The organism is Massilia sp. 05N420 (genome assembly GCF_056397205.1).
The window spans coordinates 66,704-84,412 of record NZ_JBFTMX010000001.1; the positions used below are offsets into that span (position 1 = coordinate 66,704).

General features: G+C 66.0%; 16 protein-coding genes. All 16 read left to right on the plus strand.

Annotated features, from left to right (window positions below; translation table 11 throughout):
- The first annotated feature begins 14 nt into the window (after nucleotides 1–14).
- The 16 genes from AC1DIX_RS00345 to AC1DIX_RS00420 all read left to right on the plus strand — a co-directional run bounded on the left by AC1DIX_RS00345 (nucleotide 15) and on the right by AC1DIX_RS00420 (nucleotide 17,702).
- Nucleotides 15–1,007, plus strand: a complete 993-nt coding sequence (locus AC1DIX_RS00345; protein WP_477321094.1) for a sugar phosphate isomerase/epimerase family protein — start codon at nucleotides 15–17, stop codon at nucleotides 1,005–1,007.
- 10 nt (nucleotides 1,008–1,017) lie between these two features.
- Nucleotides 1,018–1,410 carry a C-glycoside deglycosidase beta subunit domain-containing protein gene (locus AC1DIX_RS00350; protein WP_477321096.1) on the plus strand — a complete coding sequence of 131 codons (393 nt, stop codon included), beginning with the start codon at nucleotides 1,018–1,020 and terminating at the stop codon, nucleotides 1,408–1,410.
- A gap of 13 nt (nucleotides 1,411–1,423) precedes the next feature.
- Nucleotides 1,424–2,494, plus strand: coding sequence for a sugar phosphate isomerase/epimerase family protein (locus AC1DIX_RS00355; RefSeq protein ID WP_477321098.1), 1,071 nt, complete (start codon nucleotides 1,424–1,426; stop codon nucleotides 2,492–2,494).
- Nucleotides 2,491–3,663, plus strand: coding sequence for a Gfo/Idh/MocA family protein (locus tag AC1DIX_RS00360; protein ID WP_477321100.1), 1,173 nt, complete (start codon nucleotides 2,491–2,493; stop codon nucleotides 3,661–3,663). Before AC1DIX_RS00355 ends, AC1DIX_RS00360 begins: the two co-directional genes overlap by 4 nt.
- Nucleotides 3,664–3,899: 236 nt before the next feature.
- On the plus strand, nucleotides 3,900–6,122 hold the full coding sequence (locus AC1DIX_RS00365) for a TonB-dependent receptor (RefSeq protein ID WP_477321102.1): 2,223 nt from the start codon (nucleotides 3,900–3,902) through the stop codon (nucleotides 6,120–6,122).
- Nucleotides 6,123–6,190: 68 nt separating this feature from the next.
- Complete coding sequence (locus AC1DIX_RS00370; protein ID WP_477321104.1) at nucleotides 6,191–7,183, plus strand: TIM barrel protein; 993 nt, start codon at nucleotides 6,191–6,193, stop codon at nucleotides 7,181–7,183.
- A gap of 75 nt (nucleotides 7,184–7,258) precedes the next feature.
- Nucleotides 7,259–8,419 (plus strand): alpha/beta hydrolase family protein, encoded by a 1,161-nt coding sequence (locus AC1DIX_RS00375; protein WP_477321106.1) that lies wholly within the window; start codon nucleotides 7,259–7,261, stop codon nucleotides 8,417–8,419.
- A 29-nt stretch (nucleotides 8,420–8,448) separates the two neighbouring features.
- Nucleotides 8,449–9,408 carry a VOC family protein gene (locus AC1DIX_RS00380; RefSeq protein WP_477321108.1) on the plus strand — a complete coding sequence of 320 codons (960 nt, stop codon included), beginning with the start codon at nucleotides 8,449–8,451 and terminating at the stop codon, nucleotides 9,406–9,408.
- A gap of 9 nt (nucleotides 9,409–9,417) precedes the next feature.
- A complete protein-coding gene (locus AC1DIX_RS00385) occupies nucleotides 9,418–9,780 on the plus strand; it encodes a Rieske (2Fe-2S) protein (protein WP_477321110.1) in 363 nt (120 codons plus the stop codon).
- A 1-nt stretch (nucleotide 9,781) separates the two neighbouring features.
- Nucleotides 9,782–10,912: an FAD-dependent oxidoreductase gene (locus AC1DIX_RS00390; protein WP_477321112.1), complete on the plus strand. Its 1,131-nt coding sequence runs from the start codon at nucleotides 9,782–9,784 to the stop codon at nucleotides 10,910–10,912.
- A gap of 11 nt (nucleotides 10,913–10,923) precedes the next feature.
- Nucleotides 10,924–11,748 carry a cyclase family protein gene (locus tag AC1DIX_RS00395; protein ID WP_477321114.1) on the plus strand — a complete coding sequence of 275 codons (825 nt, stop codon included), beginning with the start codon at nucleotides 10,924–10,926 and terminating at the stop codon, nucleotides 11,746–11,748.
- On the plus strand, nucleotides 11,745–12,737 hold the full coding sequence (locus AC1DIX_RS00400) for a fumarylacetoacetate hydrolase family protein (protein ID WP_477321116.1): 993 nt from the start codon (nucleotides 11,745–11,747) through the stop codon (nucleotides 12,735–12,737). The genes AC1DIX_RS00395 and AC1DIX_RS00400 overlap by 4 nt, the downstream gene beginning before the upstream one ends.
- A gap of 52 nt (nucleotides 12,738–12,789) precedes the next feature.
- The gene (locus AC1DIX_RS00405) at nucleotides 12,790–13,368 is read left to right on the plus strand and encodes a TetR/AcrR family transcriptional regulator (RefSeq protein WP_477321118.1); all 579 of its coding nucleotides are present in this window, start codon (nucleotides 12,790–12,792) and stop codon (nucleotides 13,366–13,368) included.
- 14 nt (nucleotides 13,369–13,382) lie between these two features.
- Entirely contained in the window at nucleotides 13,383–15,125 is a 1,743-nt protein-coding gene (locus tag AC1DIX_RS00410) for an IlvD/Edd family dehydratase (protein WP_477321120.1), read from the plus strand.
- Between the two features lie 16 nt (nucleotides 15,126–15,141).
- Entirely contained in the window at nucleotides 15,142–16,134 is a 993-nt protein-coding gene (gene araD1 / locus AC1DIX_RS00415) for an AraD1 family protein (protein WP_477321122.1), read from the plus strand.
- The gene (locus AC1DIX_RS00420; protein ID WP_477321124.1) at nucleotides 16,131–17,702 is read left to right on the plus strand and encodes an aldehyde dehydrogenase (NADP(+)); all 1,572 of its coding nucleotides are present in this window, start codon (nucleotides 16,131–16,133) and stop codon (nucleotides 17,700–17,702) included. The genes araD1 and AC1DIX_RS00420 overlap by 4 nt, the downstream gene beginning before the upstream one ends.
- Nucleotides 17,703–17,709 lie beyond the last annotated feature (7 nt).

Sequence of the window (17,709 nt, forward strand, 5' to 3'; positions counted from 1 at the left end):
ACACCGAGGTATCCATGACCACCAAGCATCGCATCAAGCGAGGCGTCTCGCTGTACAGCTATCAATACGAGACCTTCCTGCGCAAGATGAATCTCGACGACTGCATTGCCCATGCCGCCGGCCTCGGCGCGCGCGGCATCGAGGTCGTCAGCGAACAATCGTTCACCGGCTTCCCGGACGTGCCGCAAGACCAGATCGACGGCTGGTTCGCGTCGCTCGAGCGCCACGGCGCCTATGCGCAGTGCCATGACATGTTCATGGACATCAAGCTGTACAAGGACCGCCGCCTGAATTTCGACGAAATGGTGGCTTCCCTCCAGCGCGACCTGCATTTCGCCAAGCGCATCGGCTGCAAGACGCTGCGCCTGATCGTCAACACGCCGCCGGAGGTCGTGGTGGCCTGCGTGCCGCTGGCGGAAAAGCTGGACATCCGCATGGGCATCGAAGTGCACTCGCCGTTCCACTTCGACCATCCGTGGATCCTGCGCTACACCGAGCTGACGCGCGCTACCGGTTCCGGCCACGTGGGCTATGTGCCGGATATGGGCATGTACATCAAGCACTATCCGCCGGTCTTCCGCGACCGCTTCCTGCGCATGGGCGCGACGCCGAAAATCGTCGAGTTCATCCTCGAGGCGCACCAGGCGCGCGTGCTGCCCGACTACGTGATCATGGACGTACGCAAGCTGGGCGGCAATCCGGTCGACCTGCAGATGGCGGAGACCCTGCGCCACAACATCTGGAGCAATCCGCGCCGCATGCTGGAATTCATGCCCTGGATCTTCAATATCCACGCCAAGTTCTACGAGATCGACGACACCGGCAAGGAGCCGGCGATTCCCTACGAGGAGATCATCCCGGTGCTGATCGAGGGCGGTTACGAGGGCCATCTGTCGAGCGAATACGAGGGCCAGCGTCACATCGAGGACGCTTTCGAGGTCGACGGCCGCGAGCAGGTGCGCCGCCAGCAAGAGATGTTCAAGCGCCTTCTGGGCGAAACGGCATAAGGAGCCCAGCATGTACGACAAACACATCATCTACCCCGATTCGCTGCGCAACGATCGCGATGCCGAAGGCGCCGCCGGCTGGCGCGTGGGCCTGCGCCTGCCGTACTACCGCGGCCAGGTTCTGTCGGCGGTCGAAGACATCRCATTGAGCGTCGACGGCCAGAAGGTTCCGCGCGAGGACCTGCGCTTCACGGTGCGCGGCAAGACCTGGACCCTGGACGAGCTGGAGACCACCTACGACGAGCGCTGGGAATTCGGTGAAGTGGCCGAGGTGTCCGTGCGCCAGCGCGGCGGCCTGGCGCCTGGCCGGCACAGCGTCAGCGCGGCGGTGCAATTGAGGATTTCCTACCTGCCCTGGAGTCCGGTGACCTCGTGCACGACCGACTTGTCCGTCGCCGGATAACAGGAGAACGCGCATGAGCACGACGATCAAGGGGCCGGCGATCTTCCTGGCGCAGTTTGCCGGCGACGCCGCACCGTTCAACGACTGGGCGGCGATCACCCGCTGGGCCGGCCAGCTCGGCTACCGTGGCGTGCAGCTGCCCTCGAACGACAAGCGCCTGTTCGACCTGGCGCTCGCCGCCGAAAGCAAGACCTACTGCGAGGAGTTCGCCGGTATCGCGGCCGCTCACGGCCTGGCGATCACCGAGCTGAGCACTCACTTGCAGGGCCAGCTGGTGGCCGTGCATCCGGCCTACGACGAAGCCTTCGACGGCTTCGCCCCGGCGGAGTTGCGCGGCAATCCCGCCGCGCGCCAGCGCTGGGCCGTCGAGCAGATGCTGCTGGCGGCGAAGGCGTCCGACAATCTGGGCCTGAAGGCGTCGATCAGCTTTTCCGGGGCGCTGGCCTGGCCATTCGTATACCCGTGGCCGCAGCGTCCCGCCGGCCTGATCGAGACCGCATTCGACGAGCTGGCGCGCCGCTGGCGGCCGATCCTGGATGCCTACGACGCCGCCGGCGTCGACCTGGCCTTCGAACTGCATCCGGGCGAGGACCTGTTCGACGGCGCCACCTTCGAGATGCTGCTGGAGCGGGTCGGCAATCATCCTCGCCTGAACATTGCCTACGACCCCTCGCACTTCCTGCTGCAGCAGCTCGACTACCTGGGCTTCATCGACCGCTACCACGAGCGCATCAAGGTCGTGCACGTCAAGGATGCCGAGTTCAGGCCCGATGCGCGCCAGGGCGTCTATTCCGGCTACCAGCCCTGGGTCGATCGCGCCGGTCGCTTCCGCTCGCTGGGCGACGGCCAGGTCGACTTCAAGGCGATCTTTTCCAAGCTGGCCCAGTACGACTTCCAGGGTTGGGCCGTGCTCGAATGGGAGTGCTGCCTGAAGCACCCGGAGCAGGGCGCGGAAGAAGGCGCGCGCTTCATCCGCGATCACATCATCCGCGTGACGGACAAGGCCTTCGACGATTTCGCCGGCAGCGCCGGCGACGCGCGCCGCAACCAGCGCATGCTGGGCATGACGGGAGAAGCGCAATGAGCGGCCAGGAGGGCATGACCGGACGCATCCGCCTCGGCATGGTGGGCGGCGGCGAGGGCGCATTCATCGGCGCCGTACACCGCCACGCGGCCTGGCTGGACAACCGTTACGAACTCGTGGCCGGCGCGTTCTCGTCCAGCGCGGAGGTGTCGCGCCGCTCCGGGCAAGCCCTGGGCCTGGACCCGGGCCGGGTGTACGACGACTACGCGCAGATGGCGCGGCTTGAGGCGGCGCGCGCGGACGGCATCGAGGCGGTCAGCATCGTCACGCCCAACCACATGCATGCGCCGGTGGCGCGCGCCTTCCTGGAAGCGGGCATCCACGTCATCTGCGACAAGCCGGTGACCACCAACAGTGCGGACGCGCGCGCGTTGCAGGCGCTGGCCGAGAAACATGGCCTGATCTTCGCGGTGACCCACAATTACTCGGCGTATCCGATGGTGCGCCAGGCGCGCGCGATGGTGAAGGAGGGCGTGCTCGGCGAGATCCGCGTCGTGCAGGTCGAGTATGCCCAGGACTGGCTGGCCGAAGCGCTGGAGCAGTCCGGCCAGAAGCAGGCCGAATGGCGCACGGATCCGGCACGGGCCGGCGGCGGCGCGATCGGCGACATCGGTTCGCACGCCTGGCACCTGGCCGATACCATCGTGGGCGCGCCGGTGGAGTCCCTGTGCGCCCAGATGAACACCTTCGTGCCCGGCCGCGCCATCGACGACGATGTGCAGGTCCTGTTGCGCTATGCCGGCGGCGCGCGCGGCATGCTGTGGGCCAGCCAGGTGGCGCCGGGCAATGCCAACGAACTGAGGATCCGCGTCTTCGGCAGCAAGGGTGGAATCGAATGGCGCCAGCAGCAGCCGAACGAATTATCGTGGACCCCGCTGGGGGAGCCGACGCGCATTCTGGCGCGCGGCGGCCCGGCGACCCATCCAGCCGCGCGGCGCATGAGCCGGGTGCCGGCCGGACACACCGAAGGCTATATCGAAGCCTTTGCATCCCTCTACGGCGAAGTGGCGTACCACCTGTTGGCGCGACACGGCGGGGGCGCAGGCGGTGCCCCGGGCGAGGCCTGGTTCCCGACCATTGCCGACGGCCTGCGGGGGGTGCTCTTCATCGAGACCGTGCAGGCCTCGTCGTGCGAAGGCGGCGCCTGGCTGCCATTGCCGGCAAATTAAGCGTCAAGCATGTCATTGCGAATCCGGACGGGCCTGGCCGCGCCCGGCGGATCCGTTCGTCCGGAAGGGACGGGTTTTCCCGCTGCGCCATCGATGTTACGCCGCCCGGGTATCCACCGCGTCGATAGTTGAAATCCATATTTTGGCGTTGGGAAAACCTGGGAAAGAAAATACTATTTTTCACACGACAAGCCCACGGCAGCCGTTAGAACTGCCGAATTAACAGGAGATGATTAATGAAAGCCCCTTCGCTGTCCGTTCTGGCCCAGGCCTTGTTCGCGGCCGGTTTTCTGTCTGTAGCAAATGCGGCCATCGCGCAAACCGATGAACCCAAGCAGGACGCCAAGTCCAAAGGCATCACCGAAGTGATCATCACCGCGCAGAAGGTCGCGCAGCCGGCAAGCAAGACGCCGGTGGCCTTGTCGGTGATGTCCGGCCAGGACCTGAAGGAAGCGGGGGTGACCGATGCGCGCGCCATGGCGGAGATGCTGCCGAACGTGGAAATCTCGAAGGAGAGCGGCATGCTGCAGGTGGCGATCCGCGGCGTGACCAGCCTCGACATGACGGAAAAGGGCGACCCCTCGGCCGCCTTCCACATCGACGGCGCCTACGTGCCGCGCTACGAGGCGCAGACGGCCGCTTTCTTCGACCTGGACCGCATCGAGGTGCTGCGCGGCCCGCAGGGCACGCTGTATGGCCGCAACGCGACCGCCGGCGCCATCAATCTCATCACCAACAAGCCGACCGACAAGCTGGAAGGCAGCATCGGCATCGACATCGGCAACTACAAGACGCGCCGCCTGGATGGCGTCATCAATGTGCCGATCAACTCGATGTGGGCATTGCGCGCCGCCCTCAGCACGGCCAAGCATGATACTTATCTCAACCCTGGTCCCAACAAGGTGGACCTGGAAAGCCAGGACGACAAATCGGCCCGCCTGCACCTGCTCGGCAAGTTCAGCGCCGACACCAGCCTGCTGCTGACGGCGGAGTCGAGCAAGATCCAGGGCGGCCCGCCGGCGCCGGTGCCGAATACGAACTTCTTCACCGGCACCCTGGTCGAGAACCTGCCGTTCTCCCCGCCGGGTACCGGCAACAATATCCAGAACCCGGTCTACGTCGACCGCGGCTCGGACGTGCAACGCACCGCCGCGGCGCTGTTCAAGCAGGACGCGAACGCACACCGCGACAACCGCGCCGATTCCTTCCGGGGCGAGTTCAAGACCCGCGTCGGTGCGGTCGACCTCACCTACCAGCTGGCCAGCATGCGCCTGTACCTGGACCAGGTGAACAACGGTATCTACTTCGGCTTCCCGTTCGTGAATGCGCTTACCGGCGACAGCCGGGCCTTGTCGCACGAGCTGCGCTTCAATTCCACCGGCAGCGGTCCGCTGCGCTGGGTGGCCGGCCTCTATTACTTCAACGAGACGATCAACCGCGACTCGTCCTACAACACCTACATCACCGCGCCGTTCGGCAGCTTTACCGTCACCCAGCCCTTCGACGCACGCATCACCAACAAGTCGAACGCGGCGTTCGGCCAGGCCACCTATTCGCTGCGCAGCGATACCCGCCTGACCGTGGGCCTGCGCGGAACGCGCGACCGCAAGACCGGCTATGACCCGCTCGGCGGCGCGGCGGCGGTGCCGCCTGCCACGACCAGCGACCAGGCCTACAGCGCGGACGTGAAATTCAGGAACACGAGCTGGAAAGTCGGCATCGATCATGACCTGTTGCGCAACGTGATGGCCTACGCCAGTGTCTCGACCGGCTACAAGGCCGGCGGCTTCAACAGTGCCAAGGCGGCCGGCAGCTACAAGCCGGAAACGCTGACCGCCTACGAGGCCGGCGTCAAGGGCCGCTTCCTCGAGAACACGGTCCAGTTGGCCGCCAGCGCCTTCCACTACAACTACAAGGACCAGCAGCTGACCTCGACCTCGTGCCGCACGAACGACCCGAGCACCTGCGATTCCTACACGGTGAACGCGGCCAACTCGAAGGTCGACGGGCTCGAGCTGGAAGGCAAGATGCGGATCGGCGAAGACGGCGAGCTGCGCGGCTCCATGTCCTTCACCGACGCTCAGTTCAAGAACTACAAGCCCTCGGCCAACGTCGACTACTCGGGCCAGCACCTGGACCGCGCGCCGACGACGACCGCCAACCTGGGCTACACCCACCACTTCGCGGTGGCGGGTGGCGGCGATGTCGCGGCCACGGTCGGTACCCACTTCACCAGCTCGTACCTGATCAGCGACCTGGCCGCGAACGTGCGCTACCGCCAGCCGTCGGCCCACAAGTCGGACGCCTCGCTGGTCTACACGGACGCCGGCGGCCACTGGACCGTGCAGGCCTACGTCCGCAACATCGAGGACGAGATCAAGATCGAGAGCCGGGTCCCGGGCGGCTTCTTCATCAGCGATCCGCGCACCTACGGTGTGCGCGTCGGCTACAACTTCTGATCGGGGAACGGTGCGCCTGGCGCCGCGGGCGGCACCAGGCGCAGGTGGCAATCCTTCCAATAGGTGTGATGATGGTGAATGAGCGATGCTCCGAAGGTAATGCGGCGTCTTCGACAGCGGGTCGGGGCCGTGCCGGAAGGCGGGAGTTCCTCGCGTCGATTGCGGCGCTGGCGGGAACGCTGGCGGTTGGATCGGCGTGCGCGCAGGCACCGGGGAAAGCCTATCCGGTCTTCCCTCCCTTGAAGGGGCGCCTGCGCCAGGGACTGACGCCGAACCTGTTCGAAGCGGACATCGAGGACACATGCCGGATGGCGGTCTCCCTGGGTATCAAGGGTCTGGATTTTGTCAGCAACCCCGGCGATTGGCCCATGCTGAAGAAACATGGGCTGACCATGTCCTTGCTGAGAGTCGACCATGGTGGCGGTAGATCCGGGCCGGGCCGTCCACCGGAAGGACCGCCCGGCTGGAACGCGATCGGCACGCGGGATATGGATGGGGCGTTCGGCGCCGCCTTGCACGATCGTATCGACGCTGCCGCAGCGAACGGGATACCGAACATCATCGTCACCTGCGGCACCCGGGGCGATATCGGCTACGACGAAGGCAAGCGCAATGCCTTGACGTTCCTTGCGGGCGTGCGTTCGCACGCGGAGGCACGCGGTGTCACGCTGGTCGTCGAAAACATTAATTCGGGCTACGCCGGCGGACCACCGAATCCGCCCGGAAGCATGTTCGACCATCTGCCGTGGGGACTCGACATCGTGGAACGCATCAATTCGCCCCGCGTAAAGCTGCTGGTGGACTTGTACCACGCCCAGCTCATGGACGGAAACGTCGCCAGTTTCATCCGTAAAAACGGCCGGCACATTGGGCATTTCCATACCGGCGGGGTCCCCGGCCGTAACGAGATCGATGAAACCCAGGAACTGAATTACCGCTTCATCGCGGAGACGATCGCAGGCCTCGACTATCAAGGGTTTATCAGCCATGAGTGGAGTCCGGCCGCAGGGCATGAGAAGTTGGCCAGTATCCGCAAAAGCATGGAAATTATCGACGTCTGAACCGGCATGGGACTGTTCATGCATGCGTCACCCGTGCAAGCGAAACAGCCTGATTTAACTAATAAGCGATAAAACATGTTCAAGTATTTTCCAAGCAATTACGTGTGGAACCTCTCGGTCGACCTGGCGATCGAGATGGGTGCCCGGATCGGCGAGATCGAAGAGATGTGCGCCCCGTTGCAGGAAGCGGCGAAGCAGCCCGATGCCGCCGGGACGAAGGCCTTTCGCGAGACCTGGAGCCGCATGGCCGACAAGCTGTGCGGCCTGGCCGAGGAGGACGAGGCGCGTGGCCGCCTGATCTCGGCCGGTGACAAGTACAACCGTGCCGCAATCTACCTGCTGACCGCCGAGCGCCTGCAGGCGCATGGTGCGCCGGGCCGTGCCGAACTGTACCAGCGCTTCCTCGACGTGTTCGCCCGCGGCGTCGAACTGTCGGGCGAAAACTGCGAACGGGTCGAGATTCCATACGGCGACGCCCATATTTCGGGCCTGTACGTGCGCGCCGAGAACGTCGATGGCGCGGCGCCGATCCTGGTGCAGGTCAACGGCCTCGATTCCACCAAGGAGATGAAGTACCGCGTCGGTCTACCTGCGTGGCTGGCCAGGCGCGGCGTGTCCTCGCTCGTGATCGACCAGCCGGGCACCGGCGAGGCCCTGCGCCTGCATGGCATGCACGCGGTCTACGACAGCGAGCGCTGGGCCGGCAAGGTGGTCGACTGGCTCGAGACGCGCGCCGACGTCGATCCGGAACGCATCGGGCTGGAGGGCGTGTCGCTGGGCGGCTACTACTGCCCGCGCGCCGTGGCTTTCGAGCCGCGCTTCGCCTGCGGCGTCGTATGGGGCGCGAACCACGACTGGCGCGACGTGCAGAAGAAGCGCCTGGCGAAAGAGGGCAGCTTTCCGGTGCCGCACTATTGGGAGCACGTGCGCTGGGTCTGGGGCGCGAAGGACCAGGAGGACTTCATGCGGATCGCCGAGAACGTCCACCTGGACGGCATCCTCGATCGCATCGAGGTGCCCTTCCTGGTCACGCATGGCGAGAAGGATTCGCAGATCCCGCTGCACTGGGCCGAGCGCACCTACGAGCAGCTGGTCAACAGCCCGAAGCGAGAGCTGAAGGTCTTCACCGGACGTGAAGGCGGCGTGCAGCACTCCAGTTTCGACAACTCGGCCAATGCCGGCGCCTATATTGCCGACTGGGTGGCCGAGACCCTGGGCGGACGAACCGCCCTGTAATTCCACGATCCTGCAAAGAGAGAGATGACATGAACATCATCGGACCCGACGCCCTGGTTTTCGGCGTCGACGACATCCCCGCCTGCGCGCAATACCTGACCGACTACGGCTTGACACCGGTCGGCCTGGATGCGAACGGCGGCCGCTTCGAGGCGCTGGACGGGACCGCGGTCGTCCTCGCGCACAAGGACGATCCGAAGCTGCCGGCACCCCTCGGCACCGCGAGCATGCTGCGCAAGACGATCTACGGGGTGGCGGACGAGCATGCGCTCGGCGCGATCGCGGAGGAACTGGGCCGCGACCGCGACGTGAAGCGCCTCCCCGACGGCAGCATCGAGACCGTGGACGACATGGGTTTCGCGCTCGGATTCCAGGTGACCGTGCGCCGTCCGCTCGACCTGCCGGCGGAAGCGATCAATGCACCGTACGCACCGGCCGGACGTCCCGCCAACGTGGTGGGAGTCGACGAGGGCGCCGCGGCGCTGCCGCGCACGCTGTCGCATGTGGTGTACTTCGTGCCGGACGCCGCCAAGGCGGAAGCCTTCTACGTCGAGCGCCTCGGCTTTGCCTGCACCGACCGCCTGCTGGGCGCCGGCCCGTTCCTGAAACCGGTCGGGACCGATGACCATCACACCCTGTTCCTGATCCAGACACCGCCGTTCATGAAGGGTTGCGAGCACTTTACCTTCCATATGGGCGGTCCGACCGAAGTCCTGCAGGCCGGCACCCGTTTCGTGAACAAGGGCTACCAGTCGTTCTGGGGACCGGGACGCCACAAGATGGGTTCGAACTGGTTCTGGTACTTCAACAGCCCGCTCGGCTGCCACGTCGAGTACGACGCCGACATGGACCTGCACGACGCCGGCTGGACCGCGCGCGCCGTGCCGATGAGCGCCGACGCCTCGCAGCTGTTCCTGTTCCAGCAGCGCGACAAGTGGGCGCCCGGCGGCCCACCTCCCGGCGCGGCTGGCGCGGCCGAGCGCCACTGAGGATCGGCCATGGCGCAAGAGGCGGCGTTCCTGTGTCGTGACGATGAACTTCCGGAGCGCGAGTCGCGTGGTTTCGATCCCTGGAACGACGGGCGCGACACGGTGCTGCTGGTGCGCCACGGCGGCAAAGTCTATGGCTGGCGCGATGCCTGTCCGCACCACGGCGGTACGCCGATGGCCTGGCGCAAGGACGCCTACCTGAATTACGAGCGCAACCGCATCGTGTGCGCTGCCCATGGCGCCCAGTTCGACATCGAGAGCGGGTCCTGCGTACTTGGGCCGTGCCTCGGGCAATCGCTCCAGCGCGTCAGACTCATGACGACACCCGACCGGCATATATACATTCGCCCTTTAGGCGAGGAGGAGACATAACATGGCAGCGCCAGTCAAGAAGGTGCTCATCATCGGCGGCGGTTTTTCCGGCATGGCTGCCGCCATCGAGCTCCGCAAGCGCGACATCGACGTCGAGCTGGTCGAGATCGACCCCGGCTGGCGTTCGTACGGCGCCGGCATCAGCCTGGGTGGCGCCACCATGCGCGCGCTGGTCCAGCTCGGCGTCATCGACGACTTCATGGCCGAGGGTGCGGCATCGGACGGCGTTGAACTGTTCATTCCTACCGGCCAGAAAATCGCGGAACTGCCGACGCCGCGCCTCGCCGGTCCCGAGGTGCCGGGCAATGGCGCCGTCATGCGTCCCGTGCTGGCGCGCATCCTGGCCGATGCGACACGCAAGGCCGGCGCCCAGGTGCGCCTGGGTTGCACCTTCACCTCGTTCGAGCAGGACAGCGGCGGGGTGAACGTGACCTTCTCGGACGGCCGTGACGCTCGCTACGACCTGGTGATCGGTGCCGACGGCCTGTACTCGAAGCTGCGCCCGGCCCTGTTTGCGGATGCGCCCGAACCCCGCTACAGCGGGCAGGGCGTTTGGCGCGCGGTGCTCCCGCGTGCCGCGGACGTGAACGGCACGATGATGTGGATGGGCACCAAGGTCAAGCCCGGCCTGAACCCGGTGTCGCGCGAGGAGATGTACCTGTTCGTGACGGAAGACCGCGCCACCAACGAGTTCATCGACCCGGCTGAATTCCTGCCGCGTCTGAAAGCCTTGCTGGCACCGTTTCCGGCACCGCTCCTGCAGCGCGTTCGTGAACAGTTGGGCGAACAGTCGCAGATCATCTACCGGCCGCTGGAAACCATTTTCATGCCCAGCCCGTGGTACAGGGGCAGGGTAGTACTGATCGGCGACACGGTGCATGCGACCACGCCGCATATGGCATCGGGAGCCTGCATCGGCATCGAGGATGCACTCGTCCTTGCCGACGAGCTCGGCAAGGCAGGCAGCATCGACCAGGCGCTCGACCGCTATCTGGCGCGGCGCTGGGAGCGTTGCCGCATGGTGGTGCAGAACTCGGGCCGTCTGGGCGAGATCGAAATCGCCGGCGGCGACAAGGAAGAACACGCGCGCATCATGCGCGCCACGCTTGCGGCACTGGCCGCGCCGATTTAAGGAGAAGTCCCATGGCCCGTCAATTCATCGACCTGTCGATCTACCTGGAAAACGAAGTGCTGTCCGATCCGCCGCCGCTGGCGCCAAAGATCACCTACCAGAAGCACACGGACACGCTGCACGAATTCATGGCCATGATCCCGGGCACCACGGCTGCCGATTACCCGGACGGCGAGGCAGCCGCCGCCGAATGGGTGACCATGACCACCCACAGCGGCACCCACCTGGATGCGCCTTACCACTTCCATTCGACGATGGATGCGAAGAACGGCGAAAAGAAGCCTTCGATCACGATCGACGAGGTGCCGCTCGAATGGTGCTTCCAGCCCGGCGTGAAGCTGGACTTCCGCCACTTCCCGGACGGGTATGTCGCGACCGCGGCGGACGTCGAGGCGGAACTGAAGCGCATCGGTCATGAGCTGCAGCCGCTCGACATCGTGGTGGTCAACACCCGCGCCGGCAGTCGCTATGGCCATGACGACTTCGTGTCGGCCGGCTGCGGCATGGGTTACGAGGCGACCATGTACCTGCTCGAGCGCGGCGTGCGCCTGACCGGCACGGATGCCTGGAGCTGGGACGCGCCGTTCTCGTACACCGCGAAGAAAATCGCCGAGACCGGGGATACCTCCCTGATCTGGGAAGGACACAAGGCCGGGCGCGACATCGGCTATTGCCACCTGGAGAAGCTCCACAAGCTCGAAGCCCTGCCGGCCCACGGCTTCTATATCAGCTGCTTCCCGCACAAGGTCAGGCGCGGTTCGGCCGGCTGGACGCGCGCGGTCGCGATCGTCGACGACGCGCTGCTCGCGCTGCCGCGCAGCGGAGCGCCGCGATGAAGCTGGCCAGCTACCGCAACGGTCAGCCGGACGGATGCCTGATGGTCGTTTCGCGCGACCTGTCCAGCGCGGTCGACGTATCCGCATTGTCGCCAAACCTGCTGCACGCGATCCAGGATTGGGAGCGCCTGGCGCCACAGCTTCAGCAGATCTCCGACGGGCTCAACGCCGGCCGCGCGGCACGCGCCGTGGCTTTCGAGCCGGCTCGCTGCCTGGCGCCGCTGCCGCGATCGTTTCAGTGGTGCGATGCCTCCGCCTTCCTCAACCACGGCCGCCTGATGGAGCGTGCCTTCAACACGCCGCCGATCCCGGATTTCGACACGGTACCGGTCATGTATCAGGGCGCCGCGGACGATTTTCTCGGCCCTTGCGATCCGGTTCCCTTGCCCGATGAAGCGCTCGGCATCGACTTCGAGGGGGAGTTCGGCGTGATTGTCGATCGCGTTCCGATGGGAGCTTCGCCGCGGCAGGCGCTTGGTGCGGTGCGGCTGCTGGTCCAGTTGAACGACTGGAGCCTGCGCGCACTCGGACCGCGCGAGATGAAGAGCGGTTTCGGCTTCCTGCAAGCGAAGCCGTCGACCAGCTTTGCGCCGGTGGCGATCACACCGGACGAACTAGGCGACGCATGGCGCGACGGCCGTGTGCACCTCGATCTCGAGGTCGAATGGAACGGCGAGCCTTTCGGGCACCCGAATGGCGGCGAGATGAGCTTTGGCTTCGGCAATCTCATCGCCCACGCCGCGCGCACACGCCGGCTTGGCGCGGGTACCGTCATCGGCTCCGGCACCGTATCGAATGCCGCGCGCGAGACGGGCTCCGCCTGTATCGCCGAGCGCCGCGTGATCGAGATCATCGACCACGGCGAAGCGCGCACCTCCTTCATGCGCTTTGGCGACCGGGTGCGCATGCGGGCGCGCACCCGCGACGGCGAGCTGCCGTTCGGAACCATCGAGCAGCAAGTGCTGGCTTCGGGCGTTCCGGCAGCCTGATATGGAGACCTGTTCGCATCGGAGTACGGGACGCACGCCCCTGGCGCGGCAGGTGGAACGCGACCTGCACGTGCTGGCGGTGGCTGAACGGCTGTTCCTGGAAAAGGGCTACCACCAGGTAAGCCTTGCGCTCGTCGCCAGCAGTGCAGGGGTTGCCACCCGCACGATCTACGCGAGGTTCGGCGACAAGCGCGCCATTCTGGAGGAGATCCTCGAATGCCGCCGCGAGGCGTCCGGGATCGCGCTGGCCGCGCTCTCCACGGCGCATCTGGCGTGTGGCCAGGCCCTGTGTCGGATGGCGGAACACGCGTTCGAGCATGAACTGTCGCCTTCTCTCGAGCTGCTGCATGCGGATTTGCTGGCGGACAGGGAGACGGTCTGGAGGCGCGGGCGCCAATGGACCAAGGAAGGCGAGTGGCGCGCATTGCTGGAGCGGATCCTGGCACCCGCGCCCGCATGCGTCGCCGACGTGTTCGTCGCTTGCCTGATGAAAGAACAGCCTCCTGAATGGCGTGYCGGCGATGGCCGCCCGCACGAGATCATCGACGGGGCCGCACGCCGCGCTGTCGCTCGCTTCGCCGAGCAGATAAGGGCTTTGAACACGCATGCCGCCGGCATGCACGCAGAATGAACGACGAGGAAACAATGTCCGAGACAAAGAAGAAGCCCACCCTGCGATCCGCGGCGTGGTTCGGTACCCAGGACAAGAACGGCTTCATGTACCGGAGCTGGATGAAGAACCAGGGTATCCCCGATCATGAATTCCAGGGCAAGCCGATCATCGGCATCTGCAATACCTGGTCCGAACTCACCCCTTGCAACGCCCATTTCCGTAAGCTGGCGGAGCACGTCAAGCGCGGCATCCTGGAAGCCGGCGGCTTCCCGGTCGAATTCCCTGTGTTCTCGAACGGCGAATCGAACCTGCGCCCGACCGCCATGCTGACCCGTAACCTGGCCAGCATGGACGTCGAAGAATCCATTCGCGGCAATCCGATGGATGGCGTGGTCCTGCTGGTCGGCTGCGACAAGACCACCCCGGCCCTCCTGATGGGCGCGGCCAGCGTCGACCTCCCGACCATCGTCGTGACGGGCGGCCCGATGTTGAACGGTAAGCTGAACGGCAAGGACATCGGCTCCGGCACCGCCGTCTGGCAGCTGCACGAGCAGGCCAAGGGCGGCCAGATCACGATGCACGACTTCCTCGCCGCCGAAGCCGGCCATTCGCGTTCGGCCGGCACATGCAACACCATGGGTACGGCTTCGACCATGGCCTGCATGGCCGAAGCCCTCGGGACCTCGCTGCCACACAACGCCGCGATTCCCGCGGTTGACGCGCGCCGCTTCGTGCTGGCCCACATGTCCGGCATCCGCATCGTCGAGATGGTCAACGAAGACCTGAAGCTCTCTAAAATCCTCAAGCGCGAGAATTTCGAGAACGCGATCCGGGTGAACGCCGCGATCGGCGGTTCGACCAATGCGGTGATCCACCTGAAGGCGATCGCCGGGCGCATCGGCGTGCCGCTCGAACTGGAAGACTGGACGACTATCGGCAAGGGCACCCCGACCATCGTCGACCTGCTGCCCTCGGGACGCTACCTGATGGAAGAGTTCTACTATGCCGGCGGCCTGCCGGCCACGATCCGCCGCCTGGGCGAGGGAGGACTCCTTCCGCACCCGGACGCGCTGACCGCCAACGGCAAGTCGCTGTGGGAGAACTGCGCCGACGCGCCGATCTACAACGATGAAGTCATCCGCAAGCTGCACACACCCCTGATCGACGATGGCGGCATCTGCATTTTGCGCGGCAACCTGGCGCCGCGCGGCGCGGTGCTGAAACCCTCGGCCGCATCGCCGCACCTGATGCAGCACCGCGGCCGGGCAGTCGTGTTCGAGGACTTCGACCACTACAAGCAGCGCATCGCCGACCCCGAGCTGGACGTGGACGAGAATTCGATCCTGCTGATGAAGAACTGCGGCCCGAAAGGTTATCCGGGTATGGCGGAAGTCGGCAACATGGGCCTGCCGCCAAAGCTGCTGGCGCGCGGCATCACCGACATGGTGCGCATCTCGGACGCGCGCATGAGCGGCACCGCCTACGGCACCGTGGTGCTGCACGTCGCACCGGAAGCGATGGCCGGCGGTCCGCTGGGTATCGTCAGGGACGGCGACTACATCGAGCTCGATTGCAGGAACGGCCGCCTGCACCTGGACGTTCCGGACGAGGAGATCAGGGCCCGGCTGGCGGACCGCGCGGAAGGCCACAAGACGCCACCGCGGACCGGCTACGCTGGACTGTACCTCGAGCACGTGCTGCAAGCGGACGAAGGCTGCGACTTCGATTTCCTGGTCGGCTGCCGCGGCTCCGCCGTGCCCAGGCATTCGCATTGAGGGGAGATACCGGAACATGCTGCTGATTCAATACACCACGGCCGCTGGCGAACGCCGTGTCGGCATCCTGAACGGCGACGGCGTCGCGCCGCTCGCCGGCTTCGCCTCGACCCTGGAACTGGCGCTGGCCGCCGTCGCCGCAGGCCGGGGCCTTGCCGGGCTGGCCGTCGCCGCTGCCGGCGCCGTCGCGGATTCCTATGAAGCCATCGCGAAGGAGGGCCGCCTGTTGCCCCCGCTCGACCATCCCGATCCGGCCCACTGCCATGTCACCGGCACCGGCCTGACCCACCTGGGCAGTGCCGACACGCGCGACGCCATGCACAAGAAGATCGGCGGCGAGGTCGAATCGCTGTCCGACAGCATGAAGATGTTCCGCATGGGCGTCGAAGGCGGCAAGCCGGCAGCGGGCAGCCCGGGCGTGCAGCCGGAATGGTTCTACAAGGGCGACGGCTCGATCGTACGCGCCGGCGGACAGGCCATCGAGATGCCGGACTTCTCGCTGGACGGCGGCGAAGAGCCGGAGATCGCCGGCCTGTACGTGATCGGCGAGGACGGTCAGCCCTGGCGCCTCGGCTTCGCGTTGGGTAACGAATTCTCGGACCACGTGACCGAACGCCAGAACTATCTCTACCTGGCCCACTCCAAGCTGCGCAACTGTGGGCTCGGTCCGGCCCTGCGGGTGGGAGAACTGCCGGCGCATGTGGCGGGTGTATCGCGCATCCGCGACGCGAAAGGAGAAGTGCGCTGGGAGAAGGCATTCCTGTCCGGCGAACAGAACATGTCGCACACCATCGCCAACCTCGAACACCACCATTTCAAGTACGGGCTGTTCAAGCGTGCCGGCGACGTGCATATCCACTTCTTCGGCACCGCGACCCTGAGCTTCGCGGACGGCATCCAGGTCAGGGACGGCGAAACCTTCGAGATCGCCGCCGAGGGCTTCGGTCCCGCACTGCGGAACCGGCTTGCCGTGACTCCAACCACCTTTGCGGGAGTAAAGCAGTTATGACGATTACTGGTGAAGCCATCATCGGCGGCGTGTGCGAGCACGGCACCGCGGGATCCTTCAAGGCATGGGACCCCAACAGGCAGGAACACATCGAGCCCGGGTTCCACATGGTGGACGACGGGCAGGTCGACCGCGCCTGCCGGATGGCGGGCGAGGCCTTCGATGCATTCCGCAATACCACAGCCGTGGCGCGTGCGCACTTCCTGGAAACCGTGGCCGAGCGGATCCTGGCGATCGGGGACGCCCTGATCGAACGGGCGATGGCCGAGTCGGGCCTTGCGCGCGCGCGCCTCGAGGGTGAGCGTGGACGGACCGTGGGCCAGTTGCGGATGTTCGCCGAGCTGCTGCGCGAAGGGTCCTGGCTTGACGCCCGCATCGATACCGCGCTGCCCCAGCGTACGCCGCCGCGTCCGGACCTGCGCATGCGCCTGATCGGGGTCGGGCCGGTGGCCGTTTTCGCCGCCAGTAACTTCCCGCTTGCATTCTCAGTCGCCGGCGGCGACACCGCTTCCGCTCTGGCAGCCGGTTGCCCGGTGGTCGTGAAGGCGCACTCGGCGCACCCGGGCACCTCGGAGCTGGTGGCGCGCGCCGTCGCCAAGGCGGTCGAACAGTGCGGCCTCCCGGCCGGCGTGTTCGGGTTCCTGACCGGCACGGGAAGCAGGATCGGCCAGCGCCTGGTGGCGCATCCGGCGATCCAGGCGGTCGGCTTCACCGGCTCGCGTTCGGGCGGCACGGCGCTGATGGCGGTGGCCGCCGCGCGCCCCCAGCCGATCCCGGTCTATGCCGAAATGAGCAGCATTAATCCTGTGTTCCTCATGCCGCACGCGCTCGACAATCGTGCCGAAGACATCGCCAGGGGCTTCGCGGCTTCGCTCACGCTGGGCGTGGGACAGTTCTGCACCAACCCTGGCCTTGTGCTGGCAATCGAAGGCGCGGGCCTGGAACGTTTCTGTGCGAGCGCGGCCGACGGGCTGCGCGGTACGCAGGCAGGCACCATGCTCACGCGCGGGATCGCGTCCAGCTATCGGGAAGGTGTCGACGCGCTGTGCAGCCACGAAGCGGTCGAAACCGTCATCATGCCTGGGCATGAGGAAGGACGAGGGGCTGCGGCCCTGTTCCGCAGCAGCGCCGAGGACTTCCTGCAGAACCATGAACTGCACGGCGAGGTGTTCGGCCCGGCCTCGCTGCTTGTGGCGTGCAAGGATGTGGCGCAAATGCGCAGCATCGCCGAGCGGCTCGAAGGGCAGCTCACCGCGACGCTGCAGATCGACGAGGCCGACTGGGACGCGGTGCAGGAACTGCTGCCGGTCCTCGAGCGCAAAGTCGGCCGCATCCTGGCGAACGGATTCCCGACCGGGGTGGAAGTGTCGACCGCGATGGTGCATGGAGGCCCGTTCCCGGCCACAGCCGACGGCCGCAGCACCTCGGTCGGCACCGGTGCGATCAATCGATTCCTGCGCCCGGTGTGCTACCAGAACCTGCCCGAATCGCTGCTGCCCGAGGCGCTGAGGGAGAACAATCCGCTGGGGATCTGGCGCAGGCGCGACGGCAATCTGAGCAAAGAATAGGGCAGGG

Bases quoted from the DNA above. Each gene is read 5' to 3' on its own strand.
- AC1DIX_RS00420 (WP_477321124.1), top strand. From the start codon at position 16,131: ATGACGATTACTGGTGAAGCCATCATCGGCGGCGTGTGCGAGCACGGC.
- AC1DIX_RS00370 (WP_477321104.1), top strand. From the start codon at position 6,191: ATGATGGTGAATGAGCGATGCTCCGAAGGTAATGCGGCGTCTTCGACA.
- AC1DIX_RS00345 (WP_477321094.1), top strand. From the start codon at position 15: ATGACCACCAAGCATCGCATCAAGCGAGGCGTCTCGCTGTACAGCTAT.
- AC1DIX_RS00410 (WP_477321120.1), top strand. From the start codon at position 13,383: ATGTCCGAGACAAAGAAGAAGCCCACCCTGCGATCCGCGGCGTGGTTC.
- AC1DIX_RS00400 (WP_477321116.1), top strand. From the start codon at position 11,745: ATGAAGCTGGCCAGCTACCGCAACGGTCAGCCGGACGGATGCCTGATG.
- AC1DIX_RS00355 (WP_477321098.1), top strand. From the start codon at position 1,424: ATGAGCACGACGATCAAGGGGCCGGCGATCTTCCTGGCGCAGTTTGCC.
- AC1DIX_RS00385 (WP_477321110.1), top strand. From the start codon at position 9,418: ATGGCGCAAGAGGCGGCGTTCCTGTGTCGTGACGATGAACTTCCGGAG.
- araD1 (WP_477321122.1), top strand. From the start codon at position 15,142: ATGCTGCTGATTCAATACACCACGGCCGCTGGCGAACGCCGTGTCGGC.
- AC1DIX_RS00395 (WP_477321114.1), top strand. From the start codon at position 10,924: ATGGCCCGTCAATTCATCGACCTGTCGATCTACCTGGAAAACGAAGTG.
- AC1DIX_RS00375 (WP_477321106.1), top strand. From the start codon at position 7,259: ATGTTCAAGTATTTTCCAAGCAATTACGTGTGGAACCTCTCGGTCGAC.
- AC1DIX_RS00360 (WP_477321100.1), top strand. From the start codon at position 2,491: ATGAGCGGCCAGGAGGGCATGACCGGACGCATCCGCCTCGGCATGGTG.
- AC1DIX_RS00380 (WP_477321108.1), top strand. From the start codon at position 8,449: ATGAACATCATCGGACCCGACGCCCTGGTTTTCGGCGTCGACGACATC.
- AC1DIX_RS00390 (WP_477321112.1), top strand. From the start codon at position 9,782: ATGGCAGCGCCAGTCAAGAAGGTGCTCATCATCGGCGGCGGTTTTTCC.
- AC1DIX_RS00365 (WP_477321102.1), top strand. From the start codon at position 3,900: ATGAAAGCCCCTTCGCTGTCCGTTCTGGCCCAGGCCTTGTTCGCGGCC.